A 19,245-nucleotide genomic window follows, 5' to 3' on the forward strand; every position below is an offset into this window, starting at 1 on the left:
CCCGGTCACTTGGGGGTGATCGTGAACGGTTCCCACCGCAGGTCCGCCACGCAACCGGTGTCGGGCGCGGTGGGACGGGCGAGGAAGGATGCCAGCACCTTCTGGGCGCAGGGCGACTGCGGGACCGTCCAGTGCCCGATGCCGGGGATCTGCACGGTGGTCGAGCGGGGGAGCGTACGGGCCGTCTTCTGCGCCCAGCTCGCCCCGGTCTTCATGTCGAAGGTCCCGTTGAGGAAGAGCGTCGGTACGGAGCTCACGGGGGCCACGCGCTGGACGGCGGTGCGGTCCGGGACGTTCCAGATGCGGCACACCTGGTCCTGGAAGGCCAGTTGGGGTGCCTGGGCCTGGACCGAGCGCGGCCAGTCGGGGAAGGCGGTGCGGCCCGCCGTCAGCACCTCGGACGGCGGGTGCCCCGGCACCCATTCGCTGCACACCACCGAGTTGGTCAGGCCGTGGGCGATCTGGCCGACGTCCTGGACCGAACCGGCGGCGCGGGCCCGGGCGAAGCGCTCCGGGTTTCCGCGGGCGAGTTCGTCGATGGCCGCCGGCACGTCGGCGAACGGGATCGCCTTGGCGACCAGCAGGTTCACCAGTGCGCCGCCGTCGAGGACGACCTTCACCGGGTCTCCACCCTGCGGCGGGCGGACGTCCAGGGCCAGCGGGTGGGCCTCCAGCTTGCGCACCTGCTCGTCGAGGGTGCGTTCGAGGTCCGGGTAGCGGCTCTTGCAGCGGGGCTCCGCCGCGCAGGCCCGGTAGAGGTGGTCCAGGCCCTCCCGGGCGCTCGCCCAGCCGAACGGCAGGGAGACGTACTGCGGAGGAGCGATGGAGTCGAACGCGACCGCGCGGATGCCCTGGGGGTGCAGGCGCAGATAGGTCGCGGCCAGGTCGCTGCCGTAGGAGTGGCCGTAGACGTTCCACTGCTTGATGCCCAGGGCGGTGCGCAGGTCGGCGAAGTCGGCGGCGTTCTCGGTGCTGTTGTAGGCGCTCAGGTCGGTTCCGTCGGCGACCAGGCGGTCGCGGCACTGCTTCACCGCGTCGAGCATGAGCCGTTCCGTGGGCGGGGCGTAGGAGGGGAGCCCCACGGAGGCGGCGTTGAAGCGGTCCAGCTCGGGGCAGGCGAGGTTGGGCCGGTCGTGGAGGTTGCCGCGCTGGGCCATGACGATCAGGTCGCGGTCCCGGTTGAGGCCGGAGTCGACCAGGAAGGGGATGTCGTCGAACGTCTCGCCGCCGGGGCCGCCCGACATGAACACCACGGGGTCGCCGGCAAGTTTCGCCGAGGCGGCCGGAACGACCGCCACGGCCAGCCGGATCGTACGGCCGCCGGGGCGGGCGCGGTTTTCCGGGACCTCCAGGAAGCCGCACCGCGCGGTGCCCAGGGCCTCGATCGGCTCGGGCGTCGTGGGGCAGGGTCCGGGTACGAAGCGGGAGGCAGGGCTTGGGGTGGGGTCGGAGGCCGTGCCGGAGCCGGCGGTGCCGGGGTGCGGTGATGCGGAGGCGGCCGGGGCGGGGCCCAGCGCCGTCAGGAGGGCCAGAGCGGCCGTGGCGGCCGCCGCCCCGGGACGGAAGGCGTGCTCTGCCATGGGATCCCGTTCCTCTGCCGACGTGCACGGCCGGCCCGGCCGTGCGACGCCGCGGCCGGGTGGGCGGAACGCACGTAACCGACGCTACCGGCCGTCCCGGCCCCGCGCATACGGGGATCCTGCGGCGCCGGTCAGGACGGGGTGTTCCAGAGGCGGGACAGGAGGAGCACGAGGGTGTCGCCGACGGTGTCCCCGGGGCGGTCGGGGTGGGCGAGGGCCCAGCCGTCGAGTGCGTCGAAGACGCCCTGGGTGGCGGCCGTGGTCAGTTCCGGGTCGGGGTCCGCGGCGATGGCGCCGATGCGCAGGCCGTTGGCCACCAGGTCCCGGACCCAGGGGCCGGGGTCCTGCCCGCGGCCGCGGCCCCCGGCCAGCAGGGCGCGGTCCGCCGGGTGTTCGCGGAGGTGGCCGAGGAGCCGGCGGGTGCCGGCGGTGAGCTGCTCCAGGAGCTCGGCCGGGGTGTCGACGGCCTTCCACGGGCCGAGTACGGCGAGGGCGCGGGCGGCGACGTCCTCGGCCACGGCGGCGTACAGGTCGTCCTTGCCGTCGAAGTAGTGGTAGGCGGAGGTCTTTGAGATGCCGGCCTCCGCGATGATCCGGTTGAAGGAGGCGGCGTCCTTGCCGTCGCGCGCGAAGTGGGTGCGGGCGACGGCGAGGATGGCGGCCTGCGCGTCGGCCGGCAGCCGGTGGTAGCGGGGCAGCGGCATGGGGTCCTCAGGTGCTGTGGGCGATCCGGGCGGTGGACGGGCGTACGGCCAGGGACCGGTTGACCCGGACCGTCAGGACCCAGTGTGCCGCCCACAGCAAGAGGGCGAGGCCGCCGCCCGCCCGTCCCGCCGCGCCGGGGAAGAGGGAGAGGATCTGCAGCGCGCACCAGCCGTGGCCGGTCAGGGCCCAGTGCCGGACGGACCGGGCGGGTACGCGCCCGTCCGCAGCAAGGGACGCGGCCACGTTGCGGACGATGAAGAAGTCCTCGGTGAAGTTGTGGGGGATCGCGAACATCCACCACACCGAGGCCGGTGGCGCGGCCCGCGCGGCGGCGGGTATCAGCGTCAGGGTGCGCTGCAGGGCGCGGCAGTACAGCGCCACGAGCGCGAGGAAGACGGCCGCGGTGAGCAGTGCGGCGGCGGGGCCCCGGGCGGTGATCTCGCCCAGGATGCCGTCGCCGCCGCCCTGCGGCCCCCACAGGGGGTACGTCAGCAGCGCGGTGACGAGCGCGGTGCCGGCCGCTTTGACGAGGAGGTCACGCGGGAGCCGTTGGGTACGGTGGGTGCGCATGGGTGGAGTGTACTGGTGGTACACACTGCCGGTCCATGATGAGGTGGGTGTGCCGTGGTCCGTGCTGCCGGTGCGGCCCCGCTCAGCCCCCGACCGCGTCCTCGCACGCCGGGCAGGCCAGGTCGGCGTACTCCGGCGGGTACCAGGCGGTGCCGGGCTCGGCTGCGGGGACCCACCGGGAGCGGAGCATGGCGAAGGTGTCCCGGCCGCAGAAGGTGCGCGGCCCCGAGAGCTCCGGCTGGTCCGGAGCGGTGGGCGCCGCGTGCACGAGGACCACGGGCGGTTCGGTCTGCTGCGGGGGTGCCTGCCCCGGGGCGTGCCCGGCGCCGTGTCCCGGGGCCGTCGGGTCGAGCTCGTACAGCACAACAATCTCGCTCATGGGGAGACCGTAGGGTCTGGTGCGCTGCGCGGGCGCCGGGCGCGCGGGCGGCTCGCCCGACAGGACCCGCACCCCGCGGCCGGCACCGGCTCACCCGACAGACGGCGACGGGCGCGCCACTCATAGCATCTGCCGATATCGGAATCAACGTATCCGATTCAGCCGTTCGGCTGGTTATGATCAGCGCCTTCAGACTGGCGTCCCCCGCTCCCCGCCCGCTGCCCAGCCGCCCCCGAGGAACGATGTCCCCCAGAGAACCCGAAGGCCCAGCAGGACCCGCAGACCCGGCAGGATCCGCAGACCCGGCAGAACCGACCGACCCGGCCGTTCCCCTGACGGCCCGGCAGCGGAAGCCCCGGCGGCGGACCGTGCGGCTGCGCACCCTGCTGATCTGGATGGCCGTCGTCCCCACCGTGGCCATGGGTGCCCAGACCGTCCTCAACGCCGACCGCCTGCTGGAGCAGTCGGCGGACCTGCGCGCCGACGTGGCGACCAGCGAGCGGGTCGGCGTCCCGCTGTACACGCTGCTGGTCAACCTCCAGGCCGAGCGCACGGTGACCGCGGCCCGGTGGGCGGGCACCCCCGGCGCCGACGTCGAACTGCGGCAGCGCCGGCAGGCCACGGACCGTGCGGTGTCCGACTTCGGGCGGGTGGTGGACGGTTCGGGCGTGGCCCTCGGGGACATCGCCCGGCGCATGCAGACGATCGGGGGGCCCCGTCAGCGCGCGGACGCCCGGGTCGGCACGGCGGAGAGCGCGCTCGGCTACTACACCGGGGCCATCAGCGAGATCATCCGCGTGTACCAGCAGGAGTTCAGCCACGCGCAGGACGCCGAGCTCACCCAGGCCAGCCGGCCGGTGGTCTCCATGCTCTCGGCCTCCGAAATGGTGGCGCGCGAGGACGCGGTACTGGCGCTGGCCGGACCCTCCAGGGTGCTGAGCCCGTCCGGCTTCGACGAGTTCGCCAGCGCCGTCGGCGCCCAGCGCTACCTGTACGAGACCTGGATCGTGCCGTACCTGCCCGAAGCGGACCGGACGTTCTACGAACGGGTCGCCGCCTCCTCCGACTGGCAGACGAAGGCGCGCATCGAGAACGCGATCATCTACGAGAACAAGGACACCGAAACCGGCATCAAACTGCCCGCCGAGGTCGCCGGCTGGCGTTCCGCGCACGACAACGTCTCGGTGCAGATGGCCACGCTCAACATCGACCGGGCGCGGGACGTCCTGGTCCGGGGCGAGCTCAAGGCGGACCGGCTGCAGACCGAGGTCGCCTGGCTCATCGGCCTCAGCGCCGGCGGACTGCTGCTGGTCGTGGGCGTCGTGGTGTTCTCCACCCGCTCGGTGCTGCGCCGCCTGGACGGCCTGCACCGGCGCACGGTGGCCGTCGCCGAGCGGATCCTCCCGGACGTGGTGGCCCGGCTCGACAGCGGCCGCCCCGTGGACGAGTCCGCGCTGCCCGCCGTACGGGGGCACCAGGACGAGGTCGGACGGATCAACGACGCCTTCGCCCGGGTCGTCGCCGTGTCCGTGGACGGGCACCGGCAGCTCGCCGCCGAGCGCCACGGCTTCGGCGCGTTCGCCTCCGGCATCGCCTCGCGCACCGGGAACCTGGTCAGCCGCCAGCTCGCCCTCACCGAGGACCTCCAGGACGCGTTCGGCCACAACGAGGCGCTGCTCGCCGAGCTGATGAAGGCCGACCAGCTGACGGTGGGCATGCGGCGGCAGATCGAGAACCTGCTCATCCTCGCGGACGGCGAGATCCCCGACCCGCACACCGAGCCCATGCGCATCGCGGACCTGCTGCGCGAAGCCGCCGCCGAGGTCGAGGACTTCCGGCGGATCGAACGGCAGGCGCTGGACGAGGCCAGTGTGGAGCCGCAGTTCATCAGCCAGATCAGCCACCTGCTGGCGGAGCTGCTCGACAACGCCACCCGCTTCTCCCCGCCCCGGTCGAGGGTGGTGATCCGCGCCGAACTGGTCGCGGACGGCCTGTCCGTGGAGATCGAGGACCGGGGTCCGCGGGTGAGCGGCGCCAGCTACGAGGAGATGAACCGGCGCCTGCACTCCGCCCCGCCCTACGCCGTCCTCGCCGAGAACGCGCACCGGCTCGGCCTCTTCGTGGTCGGGCACCTCGCCGAACAGCTCGGCGCCACGGTCACGCTGCGGCGCTCGGTGTTCGGGGGGACCTCGGCGGTCGTGGTGCTGCCGGGCACGCTGCTGGCGGCGGAAGGGGCTCCCGCGACGCCGACGCGCGCGGCGGTGACCCGTGCGGCGGGTCCGGCCGGTGCTCCTGCTGCGGCTCGTGCTGCGGCTCGTGCCGTGGCTTCCGTTGTGGCGGAGCCCGAGCGGGAGGCCGTGGCGGAGCCGGCGCGGAAGCCGTCGGCGGAGTCCGGGCCGAAGCCCGTCGTGGCGTCCGTACCGGAGCCGGCGCGGGAGCCGGAGACGGAGTCCGGCCCGGTGGCCGTGCTCGTACCCGCGACCGCGTCGACGACCGCGACCGCCTCGACGACCGGGGCGTCGGCGACGACCGGGGCGACCGCGCCGGCCGAGACGACGGCTGCGACCACGGCCGCGAGCGCACCCCTGCCCGTGCCCGCGGTCGCCCCCGCGACCGGACCGCGGGCGGTCGAGCCGGAGCCGGCGCCCACCGCCGCCGGGCTGCCGAGCCGCCGCCGGTCCGAACCCCCGGCCGCCGCCCCCGACGGCGGCGACCCGCGGCCCGCGCCCGCCGTGCGGGCGGCCAGGCCCGCCCTCCCCGAGCGCGGTGCCCGGCCCGCCCTCCCCGAACGTGTCCCGCAGACCCACATGACGGAACGGCTGCGCGGACCGAGGGCTCCGGAGGCGGTCGCCGGCCCGGACCCGGCCACGCCCGAAGAGGTGGCCGACGCCTGGGCGGACTACGAACACGGGACCCAGACAGTGGAAGAAGAGCTCCGACAGGATCAGGGATGACGACGACACCCAACGACATGATCTACAGCGTCCTGGACAACAACCTGAGCAGGATCGCCGGCATCCAGGGCGCCGTGCTCCTGTCCAACGACGGGATCGGGCTCAGTGCCTACCTCCTCGAACGGGACCAGGCGGAGCGCGTCGCCGCGGCCTGCTCCGGCGTCGCCTCCACCATGAAGGCGATATCCCGGGAGATCGACGGCGGCCGCGTGATCCGCCAGCTGGTCGAGATGGACGACCGCTACCTCTGCATCGTCGGGTGCGGGGAGGGCAGCACGCTCATCGTGGTGACCTCCCGGAAGGCGCGCCTGGGCGAGCTGGGCGGGGAGGCCGTACGGACGGCCCAGGCGCTCGGCGAGTGGCTGGGCACCCCGGAGCGGGGGCAGACACCTCCCGCCTCCACCGCGTAATGCCGGACGAGGACCCGACGGGCGGCGTCGCCGACGCCGCCCCGGAGGGTGCCGCCGGGCCGGGTGACACCGCCGGACCGGACGGAGGCGCCGACCCGGAGGACACCGTGGAGTTCCGCCAGCCGGACGAGCCGCAGCCGGACGATCGGCAGTCCGACGAGCCGCTGCCCGACGAGCCGCTGCCCGACGGGCAGCGGCCCCGGGCGCGGCGGCGGACGCGCCTGTACGCCCTCACCGACGGCCGTACCGCCGCGCCGCAGACCGTCCTCACCATGGACACCACGATCACGGCGGCGGTCGGCGAGGACGCGTGGAGCGGGCTGCCCACCGAGTGGCGGGCCATCCTCGCGATGTGCCCGGCACCGGACGGCCGGGCGGTCGCCGAGATCGCCGCGCGGATGCACATCCGCCTCACCCCGATGCTGCTGCTCCTCGGCGAACTCGCGGAGCGCGGCCTGGTCCACCACCGGCCGCCCCTGGACGGGGCCGAGACCACCAATGTCCACCTGCTCATGAGAATCAGGGACAACCTTGCCCGGATATGACCAGTCCGCCTCCACCCAGGCGGCCCCCGTCAAGATCCTCATCGCCGGGGGGTTCGGAGTCGGCAAGACCACCCTCGTCGAGACGGTCTCCGAGATCGAGCCGCTGCGCACGGAGGAGCGGCTGACGGCCGCCGGGGTCGGCGTCGACGACCTCGACGGCATCGAGTCCAAGGCGGTCACCACCGTGGCCATGGACTTCGGCCGGATCACGCTCACCGAGGCCGGGGTGGTGCTCTACCTGTTCGGTACGCCCGGCCAGGAGCGCTTCTGGTTCATGTGGGACGACCTGCTGAACGGGGCGCTCGGCGCGGTCGTCCTGGTCGACACCCGGCGCCTGGACCGCAGCTTCGCGGCCGTCGACTTCTTCGAGAGCCGGGGCCTTCCGTTCGTGGTCGGCGCCAACTGCTTCCACGGCGAACAGCCCTACACCGCGGAGGAGATCGCCGCCGCCCTCCACCTGCGGAACCCGGACACCCCCGTGCTGATGCTGGACGCCCGCGACCGCGGCGACGTCCGCGGGATCCTCCTCGCCCTGCTGGACCTGCTCATCGCCGCGGCGAGCGCAGGCGCGGGGCCGCCGGGCGCCGGAACGGGCGCGGTGGCCGGAGCCGCCGCTAGATGAGGCTGTGGCGCACCGCGCGGGCCACCGCGTGGGCGCGGTTGCGGGCCTGGAGGCGGCCCATCAGCTCGTAGATGACGTTCTTGACCGTGTGCTCCGAGCAGGACAGGGTGCGGGCGATCGCCGCGTTGGGATGCCCCTCCGCCATCAGCTGGAGGACGGCCGTCTGGCGTGCCGTCAGCAGGGGAGCCTCCGGAAGGGCCGAGGCACGGGGAACCGCCGGGGCCGGTCCGGAGCCCAGGAGGCGGACCAGCGCCGCGTACGGCATCCGGCCGTCGCCCTGGTGCGCGCAGTGCACCGCCGCGACCAGCTGCGCCGGGGTGAGGTCGTCCGTACGCAGGATCGCCAGCACGCCGGCCTCGATGGCCCGGCGCAGTCCCGCCGGGGTGACCGTGTCGCAGATGGCCAGCAGCCGGTGCCCGCGGCCGGCGGGGCAGGCCGCGAGGGCCTCCTCGACGGTCGCGGCCACCGCCACCACCACGGTGTCCGGCTCCGGTTCGGCGGTCGGGGCCAGGCCGATGCCCGGCGCGGCGAGGATCCGGGCGAGCGGCTCGGGGGCGGTGCCGCCGGGACCGCCGGCGACGACGTGCACCCGTACGCGGTCGGCGGCGGGGCCGTCCGGACCGGTGACGGCCGCCGGTGCGGCTGCGGGCGTCATGACCGGGGCGCTCACAGCAGGCCCGTCCGGAGCGCGTAGGCCACGGCATGGGCGCGGTTGCGGAGCCGGAACCGCTGGGTGATGTCGTGGACGACGGTGGTCACGGTGCGCGGCGAATAGCACAGCCGCTGGGCGATCTCGCTGGTCTCGTGCCCGTCGGCGACCATCCGCAGCACGGACCGCTCGCGGTCGGTGAGGCCGGCGTCGGCCCACGGGGCGCCGGCCGGGTCCTCGTCCCGCCCGCCCGCGCCGGTGTGTCTGAGCAGCAGGTCGAGCAGGTCGGGGGGCAGGGTGCAGTCGCCCCTGGCCGCGGCCAGCACCGCCCGGGACAGCCGGGCGGGGTCCGCCTCCCGGCGGCGCAGCAGCCCGCGGGCGCCGGCGGCTATGGCGTGCAGTGCGCCGCCCGGGGCCAGTTCGGCGGCGACCAGGACCACGTCGGGGCGGTGCGGGGCCTCGCGGATGGAGCGCAGGACGTCGAGCTCGGGGTGGCCGACCTGGTCCACCGTCATGACGACGACCCGCGGCTCACCGCCGGGCGGTGCCAGGGACACCTCGGGGCAGCTGAACAGGGTGGACTTGGTGCCTGCCTCCAGCACCGGGTCCAGGGCGACGACGTCGACAGGGACGGGGTTTCCCACCGGGTCCTCCGTGTGGTCATGGGTGAGGGGTGACGGGAAGCAGACTGGCCGCGGACGCCGGGCCGTCGCATCGGGCCCCGTCCCCCACATTTGTGAAGGAGGCGTGAGAGGGCCCCGCAGATCGCGTGCGGGGTGGTCGTACGGGCTCGGTGCGGGTACGGGGCGGGGGCCGCGCGCCGGCGCGGCACCACGGGCGGACACGGTCCAGGGCGGGGCCGGCGGGGCCGTGGAGGGGGCCCGCGCCCCCGGGTGCGTACGTACGTGGGGGCGGGTGGGGGAGGGCTCGCAGAATATGGGGGAGTTCCCCCCATGTGGGGGGCGGCGGGCTCTGCGAACTTTCTTCACGTGACTGATACCGCCACTGACCGAGAGACCCGGGTCGGCGCCCTCCCCCGCTGGTGGTGGGCCCGGGGCCTGACCCTGAGGGAGAGGCTCGACGCCCCGGACGCGCCCACCGCGCCGGGCGCCGGAGCGGCCTCCGCCGGGGGCCGGCCCGCGCCGTGGGACTGCGGGGACCCGGCAGGGTTCGCCGCCAGGCTCGCGAGTCTGGGGATCGACGAGCAGGTGGCGCACGCCCTCGCGGAGGAGTCGCCGGCCCGGCTCGGGGCCCGCGCGGCGGAGCCGCACTGGGCGGCGTACATCGAGCGGGCGGTCGCGGCGGCCCAAGGGGCCGAAGGGGCCGATGGGGCCGAAGGGGCCGATGGGGTCAATGGGGTCGAAGGGCTCCACCGGCCGGGGCAGTCCGCCGACTCGACCGGGTCGGGCGGGTCGGCCGGTTCCACCGCGTCCGCCGGTTCTGCTCAGTCCACCGAGGCCGTTCGGCCGGGCGTCGCGGGGGCGGCCGGCGGGGACCGTACGGAAGACGCCGACGGGGCCGCGCTGTTCCTCCCCGTCCTGTACCCGCTCATCGGCCTCGCCTGGGCCGGGGTGGCCGCGGCGCCCGGCGCCTCCGGCGCGACCCCGGCCGAACTGGCCGCCGTGCGCGCCGGGTTCGAGCAGCGCCTCGGCGAGCAGCTGACCCGGCAGGCGGCCCGCACCCTGGTCCGCGAGCTCAACCTGGCCCGCGCCGAAGGGCGGTTGCCGGGACGGACCCCGCAGGACCGGTTCGCGTCCTTCCTCGACGGCCTCCGCACCGGCACCGGCCTGGCCGGCCTGTTCACCCGCTACCCGGTGCTCGCCCGGATGCTCGGCCAGGCCTGCGCCTACGCCGCGGAGGCCACCGCGGAGCTGGTCGACCGGTACACCGCCGACCGCCCCGAGATCGTCAAGGAGCTGCTCCACGGCACCGACCCCGGCCCGCTGGTCCGGGTGGACCTCGGCCGCGGCGACGCCCACCAGGGCAACCGCTCCGTGGCGGTCCTGCACTTCGCCGACGGCGCCGCCGTGGTGTACAAGCCCCGCCCGCTCGCCCAGCACGCCCTGCTCGACGGGGCGGTGGCCTGGCTCAACGCGAAGGTGCCCGGCCTGGGCCTGCGGACCCCGCGCTCGGTGCACGGGACCGGCCACGGCTGGCTGGAGTTCATCGAACACAGCGGCTGCGGCACGGTCACCGAACTCGACCGCTTCTACCGGCGCCAGGGCGCGCTGCTCGCCCTGCTCTACGCGGTCGACGGCGTGGACATGCACTACGAGAACGTCATCGCCTGCGGGGACCAGCCGGTCCTGGTCGACGCCGAGACCCTGCTGCACTCCGGGCTGCCGCCCGCCATGACCGCCGGGCCCGACCCGGCAGCGGAGGCCCTGGCCGCGTCCGTGCACCGCACCTGCCTGCTGCCCAGCCTGCTGATCGGGGAGAACGGCGCCCTGGACATCTCCTCCCTCGGCGGCGGGGACGGCGGCGCCTACCCCAGCGACGAGGTCTGCTGGGAGGGCGCCGGCACCGACGAGATGCGCGTCCGCCGGGCGCCCGTCACCTGCGGGGCCGGCAGGAACCGGCCGGAGGGAACCGGCCCGGCCACCGGCCACGCCGACCACCGGGCGGCGCTGCTCGAAGGCTTCCGCGCCGGGTACGAGGCGATCGCCGGGCACCGGGACGAGCTCCTGGGCTCCCCGGCCGCCGGCACCGACCGTACGGGTGCGGCCCGCGCCGCCCGCGGCGGTCTGCTCGACCGCTGGGCGGAGACCGGTGCCGGCCGGCTGATCGCGCGGTCCACCCGCCTGTACGTAACGCTGCTGGAGGAGTCCGCGCACCCGGACGTGCTGGGCGACGCCCTGGCCCGCGAGTCGGTGTTCGCCCTGCTGTGGTCGGAGTCCGCGTACGACCCGGCCCGGCAGCGGCTGATCGAGGACGAGATCGCCGACCTGTGGTGCGGGGACGTGCCGCTGTTCTTCCACCTGCCGGCCGGGACCGCGGTGCTCACCGCCCGCGGCCGGCGCCTCGACGGGGTCCTGCCGGTCGCCGGACTCCGCGCCGCACGCGACAAGATCGCCGCGATGAGCGAGGTGGACCGCTACGACCAGGAGTGGGTGATCTCCGCGACGCTGGCGGTCACCGGGAGCAACCTCGGTTCGTCCGGGCCCCGTTCGGAACTCGCCGGCTCGTACGCGCCCGCCGCGGTCCCCGAGCCGTCCCGGCTGCTGACCGCCGCCTGCGGGATCGCCGACGAGATCGCCGCCCGTGCCGTACGCGGCTCCGGCCGTGCCAACTGGCTCGGCCTGGAGCAGGTGGCCGGCGAGCACTGGGCCGTACTGCCGATGGGCGGCGGACTGGCCCAGGGGTACTCCGGCGTCGCCCTGTTCCTGGCGCAGATCGGAGTCCTGGCGGGCGCGGAACGGTACACCGTGCTGGCCCGGGAGGCGGCCCGCCCGCTGCCCGCCCTGCTCTCCGCCCTCGCCTCCGACCCGGAGCTGAGCGCGGCCGTCGGGCCGGGCGCCCTGCACGGCATCGGCGGCATCGTCTACGCGGTGGCCCGGCTGTCCGCCCTGCTGGACGGAGAGGACGCGGAATCCGCCGGCGGGGACCCCATCGGCCGGTGCCTGCCGGACGCGCTGACCGCGCTCGGCCGGGCGGCGCTCGGCGAAGCCGGCGACGGTGACGGTGCATACGGTGCCGACGACGACGGTGCCGACGCCGCGGTCCCCTGCGACCTGGCCGACGGCCTGGCCGGCGCGCTCGCCGCCGCCGTCGCGGTGTGCGGCACCCCCGGCCGGGCCGGGGAAGCCGCCTCGGCCCTCGCGGCCCGCATCGCCGACCGGCTGCTCGCCCGGCTCGGCGGGCACACCCCGGCCCCCGGCTTCGCCCACGGTGACGCCGGCATCGGCTGGGCGCTGCTCCGGTACGCCCGGACCCTCCCCGGGACGGACGCCCGGCCGTACGCCGAACAGGGCGCGGCCCTGCTGCGGTCCGCGCTGGACACCGCCCTGATCCGCCCGGGCGAAAGCGACCCCGGCTGGTACGCCGGCCTCTCCGGCACCGTACTGGCCGCGGCGGACGCCCTGCCCTCCGCCGGAGCCGAATTCGAGCGGTGTACGCAGCTGCTGGGCGAGGCGCCGTACGCCTCCGACCTCGGCCTGCACAGCGGCGTCCTCGGCGCCCTGGAGCCCCTCTCGGTGCTCGCGGCACGGGGCCGTGCCGGAGCGCGCAGCGCCCTCACCCGGCGCACCGCGCACGTCCTCGGCCGGCTCCTGGAGCACGGCCACCGGTGCGGCACCCCCGACCGGGTGCCGTCCCCGGGACTGCTGACCGGACTGTCCGGCATCGGATACGGGCTGCTCCGGCTCGGCTTCCCGGAGTCGGTCCCCTCGGTACAGCTCCTCGACCACACGCCCCGCTGAACCACACGGCCCGCTGAACCGCCCGCGCCATCCGAACCGCCCGCACCACCCGAGCGCCGGCACCACCCGAACCGCTCGCGCCATCCGTCCCGTTCCGCCCGGCTCCACTCCACGGAAGGTCCCACACCATGCAGAAGCACACCGTCTCCGCCGAGTCCGCCGCCACCTCCGCCACCGCCTCCACCCCCTCCGCCGAGGACGGCATGGGCGCCGGCCGGATCACGCTCTCCGGCCGGAACAAGATGTGCGCCCGCGCCCGCGCCCTCTCCGGAATGGTCCTGGCCAGCGGAATCGTCATCAGCCTCGGTCAGCTCGACACCTCGGTCTCCTTCATCAAGGCGAGCGCGTGACGCAATTCCGACCTCGGGGAAAAGGCCAACTTCGGCGGGACATCGAACAGTTCGTATGAACTAGCATCGCGCCATGCGTTCCCGTGCGCGGTACCTCGTGGGTCGCGACCCCCAAGTCGCCGAGATCAGACAGGTTCTGTCCGATGCGCGCGAGGGGCGTGGCGGAGTCGTCTTCCTCGTCGGGGAAGCGGGCATCGGCAAGTCCCGGCTCGCCGCCGAGGCCGTGGGAATCGCCTTCGACTCCGGCATGAGCGTCCTGCGCGGCCGGAGCAGCACCACCGGGCCGACCGTGCCCTTCCGGCCGCTGACCGAGGCACTGATGTCGCTGTTCCGCAGCGGGCGGCCGATGGACGACCTGCCGCTCGGACCCTACCGGCCGGCCCTCGGCCGGCTCATACCGGACTGGAGCAGCGAGGCCCAGGACAGCAGCTCGATGATCATCCTGGGGGAGGCGGTGCTGCGGCTACTGATCGCCACGGCCCCGCCCGAGGGGCAACTCCTGCTCCTGGAGGACCTGCACGACGCCGACCCCGAGACCCTCGCGGTCGTCGAATACCTGGTGGACAACCTGGAGTACACACCCGTCGTCCTGCTGGCCACCATCCGCTCCGAACCGTGCGACGCGCTCGACATGGCCGACTCGGCCCGGCGGCGCGGCACCGGCGCCGTCCTCGAACTGGCCCCGCTCACCCGCCCCGAGGTGGGCGCCGTGATCGCCGCACAGCTCGGGACCGAACCCGACGGGGTGCCGGCGGCAGCGCTGGAACGGCTCTGGGACGACAGCGCCGGCAGCCCGTTCCTCGTCGAGGAACTCCTGCAGAGCATGATCAGCGGCGGGGCGCTGGTGCAGGGCGAGGACGGCTGGCGGGTCGTCGGCGACCTGCGCAGCGACGTGTCGACCGCACTGGCCCGGGGCATCCTCCGGCGCATCGACCGGCTCGGCCCGCAAGGGCTGACGCTGCTCTCCGCGGCCGCCGTGATCGGACGGCGCTTCCCGCTGACCGTGCTCCAGCGGATGACCGGCGTGGACGACCGCGCCCTGCTCAGCCACCTGCACGCGGGGGTCGCCGCCCAGCTCGTCGTCCCCGACGAACCCGCGCCCGACTGGTACGCGTTCCGCCACTCGCTCACCGCGGAGGCCCTGCTCACCCAGCTCACCCCGGCCCGGCGGGCCGCCATGGCCGGGCACGCCGCGGACGCCGTACAGGCCCTGTACCCCGACCTTGCCGGGGACTGGTGCCCGCTCACCGCCGAACTCCGCTCGCAGAGCGGCGACCTGGACGAAGCGGGACGGCTGTTCGCCGAAGCCGGGCTGCGGGCGCTCGCCGCCGGAGCGATCGGCTCCGCGATCACCCTGCTCGGCCGGGCCGAGCGGATGCTCGCGGGCAGCACCGACCCGGCCCGGCGGGCCGAGGTGCTCGAAGCGCTGCTGCCCGCGCTGGCCGAAGCCGGCCGTTTCAACGAGGCGTTCGGCTTCGCGGAGAACCTGCACGCGCTCGGCAGCCTGAACGCCGTACGGCTCGCCGCCCTGCACACCCGGCTCGCCAAGGTGGCGCACACCGCCGGCCGGTGGGAGGACGGCAACCGCCAGATCGACCGGGCCAGAGCCCTGATGCGGGCCGAACCCGACGAGCGCAGCAGCGCCCCGATCGACGTCACCGCCGCCTACCTGGCCCTGGACACACCCGGCCAGGACCGGACCCAGCTCGCCGAGAAACTCGCCCGCAACGCCCTGCAGGCCGCCGAACGGCACGGCCTGCCGACCGTCGTCTGCCAGGCCTGGGAACTCCTCGCCACCCTCGCCCGCGAACGCGACTTCGACGAGGCCACCGCCCTGCTCGAATCGGCGCTCTCCACCGCCGAGAAGCACCGGCTGCCGGTCCAGCGGATGTACGCGCTCACCCGGATCGGCGGCAACAACTGGCTCACCGAGGGCGACACCGGCCCGCTGCTCGCCGCCCGCGGCGAGGCGCTCAGGCTCGGCTCCGCCACCATCGTCTACACCATCGACGGCATCCTGATCCTGGACAGCGTCCTGCGCGGCCGGTTCGCGGAGGCCGAACGCAGCGCCGCGGAATGCCTCACCGTGGTGCAGCGCCTCCGGCTGGCCCCGGCCACCCGCTACGTCCTGATGGCGGGGGCGACCCTCGCCGCGCACCACGGCGACCGCCCGGCGATGGACCGGGCGCTGTCCGCGTTCGCGGACTGGGACGGCGCCGGCTCGCAGGAGGAACCACTGACGCTCGGGCTCGCCCGGGCGTTCTGCGCACTCATGGAGGAGGACCGGCCGGGGGCGGTGGCCCAGCTCCGCGCCGTCCGGGAACTGGAGGACGCCAACCCCAGCACGTACTACCTGAGCGGCCGTTACGGGGTGGGGCTGCTGCTCGACGTCCTGTCGGGGGAGGTCGGGCGCGGCCCGTACGAGGAGGTGGCCGCGACCGCGCCGGGCCGGATGCGCTGGAACCGGCAGTTCGTGCTGTTCGCGGGCGCGGTGCTGCTGGGCCGGGAGGGCCGCCGGGAGGAGGCCGCGGCGATGGCCGCGGAGGCGCTGCGGCTGGCGGAGTCGTACCCGACCGCCCTGTACCTGGGCCTCCGCCTGATCGCGGAACCGGCGCACGCGGACGGCTGGGGCGACCCGGTGACCTGGCTCCGCCGCGCCGAACACCACTTCCACCAGAGCGGCGTGTCCCAGGTGGCCAACGCCTGCCGGGCGGCCCTGCGGCGGCTGGGAGCCCCCGTCCACCAGCGGCGCAGCGGTTCGAGCGCCATCCCGGACGAGCTCCGCGCGCTGGGCGTCACGGTCCGCGAGTACGAGGTGTTCCAGCTGCTCCCGGAACGCCTCGGCAACAAGGAGATAGCGGACCGCCTCTACATCTCCCCGCGCACGGTGGAGAAGCACGTCGCCGCCCTGGGCACGAAGACGGGCCATCCGTCGCGCGCCGCCCTCTGCGAATTCGCGGCCTCGGTCCTGGGCTGAGACCGTCCCGGCCCCGGAGGGCTGAGCGGCGGCCGGCCGTCGCCGGGACGGCCGCCGCTCCGCCGCGGGGTCAGGCCGAGGCGGCGGACAGGAGGACGTCCACGAGGCGTTCGGCGGCGTCGGGCCGGCCGTACGCCCGCGCGCGGTCGGCCATGGCCGCACGGCGGGCCGGGTCGGTCAGCAGCGGGCCGACGGCCTGCTGGAGGGCCTGCGGGGTGACCTCGCCGAGCAGGGCCAGGGCGGCGCCGGCGTCGGCCAGGTGCCGGGCGTTGTGGGCCTGCTCGTTGCCGGCCGAGGTGGCCAGGGGGACGAACACGGCCGGCTTGCCCAGGGCGGTCAACTCCGCGAGGGTGCCGGCGCCGCTGCGGGAGATCACGATGTCGGCCAGGGCCAGTACGTCGGGCAGCTCGGGCCCGACGAAGCCGGTCAGGTGGTAGCGGCCCGCCAGGACCGGGTCGAGGCCGGAGGCGGCGGCGCGGAGCTCGTCCACGTTGGCCGGGCCGCACTGGTGGATCACGTTGGCGTGGCTCAGCAGCCAGGGCAGGACGTCCCGGACGACACCGTTGATCTGCTGGGCGCCCTGCGCGCCGCCCGTCACGTAGACGGTGGGCAGGCTGCGGTCGAACCAGGCGAGGTTCAGTGCCTGGACCGCCTTGTCGGGGTGGCCGGAGAGGACCTCGGGGCGGACCGGGTTGCCGGTGACGACCGCGCGGTCGCGGACCTCGGCGGGGAGCAGCGGGAGCGAGGAGTCCGAGGAGACCGCGATCCGGGTCGCGGAGCCGGCCAGCTTGCGGTTGGCCAGGCCCAGCCGGACCGTCTGCTCGTGCAGGACGAGCGGACGGCGGCACAGGCGGGCGGCCAGACCGGCCGGGACGGCGACGTAGCCGCCGGTGGCGAGGACGACGTCCGGGTGGAACTCGGACACGATCGTCCGGGCCTGCGCCACACCGAGCGGGACGCGGGCCATGTCCTTCATGTTCGCGGCGGACAGCATCTTCAGCGGGTTCGCCGACCGGCGGATCTTGCCGGTGGCCACCGTCTTGAAGGGGATGCCCTCGGCGGGGGCGATGCGCGCCTCCAGCCCGTCGGCGGTGCCGATCCACAGCACGTCGAGGGACGCGCCCGCGGACGCGAGCCGCTGCTGCAGCGTACGGATCGCCGTCAGCGCGGGATACGTGTGCCCGCCGGTGCCTCCTCCCGTCACGAGCAGCCGGAAGGGACGCGAGAGCGAATGAATGTCCACACGGCCACCCTACTGTCAGCCCCGCCCGGACCGGTCCCCCGGTCGCCCCCGGCCCTCCCGGGTCACCCCTGACACCCCTGACAGCCCGGCCACACCCGGTCGGCGCCGGTCAGCCCCGGAGCGCGTCCTCCGCGATCGCCTCCAGCCACGCGCGGTGGGTGTACGGGGCCGGCGGGTCGACCTCCAGGCCGAGTGCGGCCAGGCCGAGGGCGCAGTCCGATTCGTCGAGGCCGAGGGCCAGCAGCTCGCGCGCCTCCCCGCACAGGCGGGCGACCAGCGAACGGTCCGTGGTGTCCAGGTAGTCCCGCAGCGCCTCGTCGTGGTCCGTGAACTCCGTGCCGGAGTCCTGCGAGAACCAGCCGCCGAGCAGCTGCCCGAGCTCGGGGAACCGGGCCTGCCACTCCCAGCGGGTGAGCGGCGCCCCGGGCGGCTGGATGCCGCCGTCCGTCAGGCTCCGGCGCAGGTGGTCGGCGACGGTCAGCAGCCAGCCCTGGACGGCGGAATCGTCGAGGCCCGGGTCGGGCAGCGGGTAGACCTCGCCGAGGCGCAGCCGGAGCGGCCCCGGGGGAGTGCGGGCGTATTCGCGCAGCTGGGTCTCGGCGATGCCGATCGCCCAGGGCCGGGTGTGCCAGGTGTGCCGCAGGTAGGCGGTGAGGGCCTCGCTCGGCTTCTCCTCGGTGTCGTCGGCGGGCAGCCCGGCGTACGCCCGGAGCACCTGGTCCATCTCGCCGTACCGGTGGTCGTGCTGCAGCGGCGTCAGAGGCATCGGGGTGTGTCCTGTTCTACACGTGGATGGGGAAGGTGGCGTGCACGGCGAAGCCGAGCGGGCTCTCCGGCGCCCGCTTCAGCACCACCCGCGCGGCCCGGACCTCCACCGGGCCCAGCCCGGCCAGCATCATCGCCTGGAGGAGCACGGTGCCGACGGGCTCGGGCCGGGACGGCCAGGACGCCTCGATGGTCAGCCGCTGCCGGGTGGCCTGGGCGAGCCAGCGGTGCACCAGCTGTTCGTTCTGCGTGACCACCGCCTGGGTGGCCCACTGGGCGGTCTCCCGGTCGGGATAGGTCGCGGAACGGGTCAGCACGCGGACTGCTCCTCTCGGCCGCCGGTCCAGGGCATGGGCCCGTGCTCGCGGCGCAGGTGGTCGGTGAGGGTGTCGGAGATCAGGGTCAGCCAGACGGTCCAGGAGTCCTGGGAGGCGGATCCGAGGCCGAGCTCGCCGGCGAAGAAACGGCGGAGGGAGTCGTCGTCGGTGAAGAGGGCGAGGGCCTCGGCGCACTCGGCGACGATCCGTGGCAGTTGCCACGGGCAGACGCTGATGCGGTCGTGGCAGTCGGCGACGTACAGCTCGATGCGCTCGGTGTCCGTCAGGTCCTCGTCCTCCAGGGCCAGGCCGTCCTGTCCGAACCACACCACCAGCATCTCGTGGAGTTGCGGGAAGCGGCGGCTCAGCTCCCACGCGGTGGGGACCATGCCGGGGAGCCGGGCGGTCAGGCCGATCGGCCAGTCCTCGACGCGCTCGGCGATGTCGAGGAAGACGGCCGGTTCGCCGCCCGGGCCGGACTTCTCGGCCAGCTCCCGCAGGTCGTCGGGCAGGCGCTCGGCGCCGGCCGGGCCCGCCGCGAGCGACTCGCCGATGTCCCGGACCTCGGCAGCCACCTCGTACACCGTCAGCCCGCCCCGCTCGGCCCTGTCCCACAGCACCCGCAGGGGCGCCTGGAGTGCGGCGTTCCGGGCGTCCGGATCGGCCGGGATCCCCGGGGAGGCGGGGGCGAGGAACGAGGTGAGCAGGGTGCGGGCCGCGGCGTAGCGGAAGTGACGCTGGAGCACGAGCGGTTCCTGAGG

The 19,245-nt window shown here is 75.0% G+C and carries 17 protein-coding genes; 7 read left to right on the forward strand and 10 right to left on the reverse strand.

Annotated features, from left to right (window positions below):
- Positions 1-5: 5 nt before the first annotated feature.
- The 4 genes from AB0O36_RS01330 to AB0O36_RS01345 all read right to left on the reverse strand — a co-directional run bounded on the left by AB0O36_RS01330 (position 6) and on the right by AB0O36_RS01345 (position 3,234).
- Positions 6-1,580 (reverse strand): alpha/beta fold hydrolase, encoded by a 1,575-nt coding sequence (locus tag AB0O36_RS01330; RefSeq protein WP_365102299.1) that lies wholly within the window; start codon positions 1,578-1,580, stop codon positions 6-8.
- Between the two features lie 131 nt (positions 1,581-1,711).
- A complete protein-coding gene (locus AB0O36_RS01335; protein ID WP_365102302.1) occupies positions 1,712-2,284 on the reverse strand; it encodes a TetR/AcrR family transcriptional regulator in 573 nt (190 codons plus the stop codon).
- Positions 2,285-2,291: 7 nt separating this feature from the next.
- Positions 2,292-2,855 carry a hypothetical protein gene (locus AB0O36_RS01340; protein ID WP_365102305.1) on the reverse strand — a complete coding sequence of 188 codons (564 nt, stop codon included), beginning with the start codon at positions 2,853-2,855 and terminating at the stop codon, positions 2,292-2,294.
- Positions 2,856-2,937: 82 nt separating this feature from the next.
- Entirely contained in the window at positions 2,938-3,234 is a 297-nt protein-coding gene (locus tag AB0O36_RS01345; RefSeq protein ID WP_365102307.1) for a hypothetical protein, read from the reverse strand.
- A gap of 368 nt (positions 3,235-3,602) precedes the next feature.
- Between AB0O36_RS01345 and AB0O36_RS01350 the strand changes: the two genes are divergently transcribed.
- The 4 genes from AB0O36_RS01350 to AB0O36_RS01365 are packed head-to-tail and all read left to right on the forward strand — an operon-like array spanning position 3,603 to position 7,765.
- Positions 3,603-6,188, forward strand: coding sequence for a nitrate- and nitrite sensing domain-containing protein (locus AB0O36_RS01350; protein ID WP_365102310.1), 2,586 nt, complete (start codon positions 3,603-3,605; stop codon positions 6,186-6,188).
- Positions 6,185-6,598 carry a roadblock/LC7 domain-containing protein gene (locus AB0O36_RS01355; protein WP_365102313.1) on the forward strand — a complete coding sequence of 138 codons (414 nt, stop codon included), beginning with the start codon at positions 6,185-6,187 and terminating at the stop codon, positions 6,596-6,598. Before AB0O36_RS01350 ends, AB0O36_RS01355 begins: the two co-directional genes overlap by 4 nt.
- The gene (locus AB0O36_RS01360; RefSeq protein ID WP_365102316.1) at positions 6,598-7,143 is read left to right on the forward strand and encodes a DUF742 domain-containing protein; all 546 of its coding nucleotides are present in this window, start codon (positions 6,598-6,600) and stop codon (positions 7,141-7,143) included. The genes AB0O36_RS01355 and AB0O36_RS01360 overlap by 1 nt, the downstream gene beginning before the upstream one ends.
- Entirely contained in the window at positions 7,130-7,765 is a 636-nt protein-coding gene (locus AB0O36_RS01365; RefSeq protein WP_365102318.1) for an ATP/GTP-binding protein, read from the forward strand. Before AB0O36_RS01360 ends, AB0O36_RS01365 begins: the two co-directional genes overlap by 14 nt.
- Here AB0O36_RS01365 and AB0O36_RS01370 read toward each other — a convergent pair.
- Entirely contained in the window at positions 7,758-8,420 is a 663-nt protein-coding gene (locus AB0O36_RS01370; RefSeq protein WP_365102321.1) for a response regulator transcription factor, read from the reverse strand. The two genes, AB0O36_RS01365 and AB0O36_RS01370, sit on opposite strands and share 8 nt — an antisense overlap.
- Positions 8,421-8,431: 11 nt before the next feature.
- On the reverse strand, positions 8,432-9,058 hold the full coding sequence (locus AB0O36_RS01375) for a response regulator transcription factor (RefSeq protein WP_365102324.1): 627 nt from the start codon (positions 9,056-9,058) through the stop codon (positions 8,432-8,434).
- Between the two features lie 345 nt (positions 9,059-9,403).
- Here AB0O36_RS01375 and AB0O36_RS01380 point away from each other — a divergent pair, with 345 nt between their 5' ends.
- The 3 genes from AB0O36_RS01380 to AB0O36_RS01390 all read left to right on the forward strand — a co-directional run bounded on the left by AB0O36_RS01380 (position 9,404) and on the right by AB0O36_RS01390 (position 16,159).
- Positions 9,404-12,832 (forward strand): type 2 lanthipeptide synthetase LanM family protein, encoded by a 3,429-nt coding sequence (locus AB0O36_RS01380; protein ID WP_365102326.1) that lies wholly within the window; start codon positions 9,404-9,406, stop codon positions 12,830-12,832.
- Between the two features lie 128 nt (positions 12,833-12,960).
- Positions 12,961-13,182 carry a hypothetical protein gene (locus tag AB0O36_RS01385; protein ID WP_365102329.1) on the forward strand — a complete coding sequence of 74 codons (222 nt, stop codon included), beginning with the start codon at positions 12,961-12,963 and terminating at the stop codon, positions 13,180-13,182.
- A 73-nt stretch (positions 13,183-13,255) separates the two neighbouring features.
- Complete coding sequence (locus tag AB0O36_RS01390; protein WP_365102335.1) at positions 13,256-16,159, forward strand: AAA family ATPase; 2,904 nt, start codon at positions 13,256-13,258, stop codon at positions 16,157-16,159.
- 70 nt (positions 16,160-16,229) lie between these two features.
- Here AB0O36_RS01390 and AB0O36_RS01395 read toward each other — a convergent pair whose 3' ends face one another.
- The 4 genes from AB0O36_RS01395 to AB0O36_RS01410 all read right to left on the reverse strand — a co-directional run bounded on the left by AB0O36_RS01395 (position 16,230) and on the right by AB0O36_RS01410 (position 19,230).
- Positions 16,230-17,402: a UDP-N-acetylglucosamine--N-acetylmuramyl-(pentapeptide) pyrophosphoryl-undecaprenol N-acetylglucosamine transferase gene (locus AB0O36_RS01395; RefSeq protein WP_365102338.1), complete on the reverse strand. Its 1,173-nt coding sequence runs from the start codon at positions 17,400-17,402 to the stop codon at positions 16,230-16,232.
- Between the two features lie 109 nt (positions 17,403-17,511).
- Complete coding sequence (locus AB0O36_RS01400) at positions 17,512-18,168, reverse strand: contact-dependent growth inhibition system immunity protein (RefSeq protein ID WP_365102341.1); 657 nt, start codon at positions 18,166-18,168, stop codon at positions 17,512-17,514.
- 16 nt (positions 18,169-18,184) lie between these two features.
- Positions 18,185-18,484: an RNase A-like domain-containing protein gene (locus AB0O36_RS01405; protein WP_365102344.1), complete on the reverse strand. Its 300-nt coding sequence runs from the start codon at positions 18,482-18,484 to the stop codon at positions 18,185-18,187.
- Positions 18,478-19,230, reverse strand: coding sequence for a hypothetical protein (locus AB0O36_RS01410; protein WP_365102346.1), 753 nt, complete (start codon positions 19,228-19,230; stop codon positions 18,478-18,480). Before AB0O36_RS01410 ends, AB0O36_RS01405 begins: the two co-directional genes overlap by 7 nt.
- Positions 19,231-19,245 lie beyond the last annotated feature (15 nt).

This window comes from Streptomyces sp. NPDC089799, from assembly GCF_040684755.1.
GTDB lineage: Bacteria > Actinomycetota > Actinomycetes > Streptomycetales > Streptomycetaceae > Streptomyces.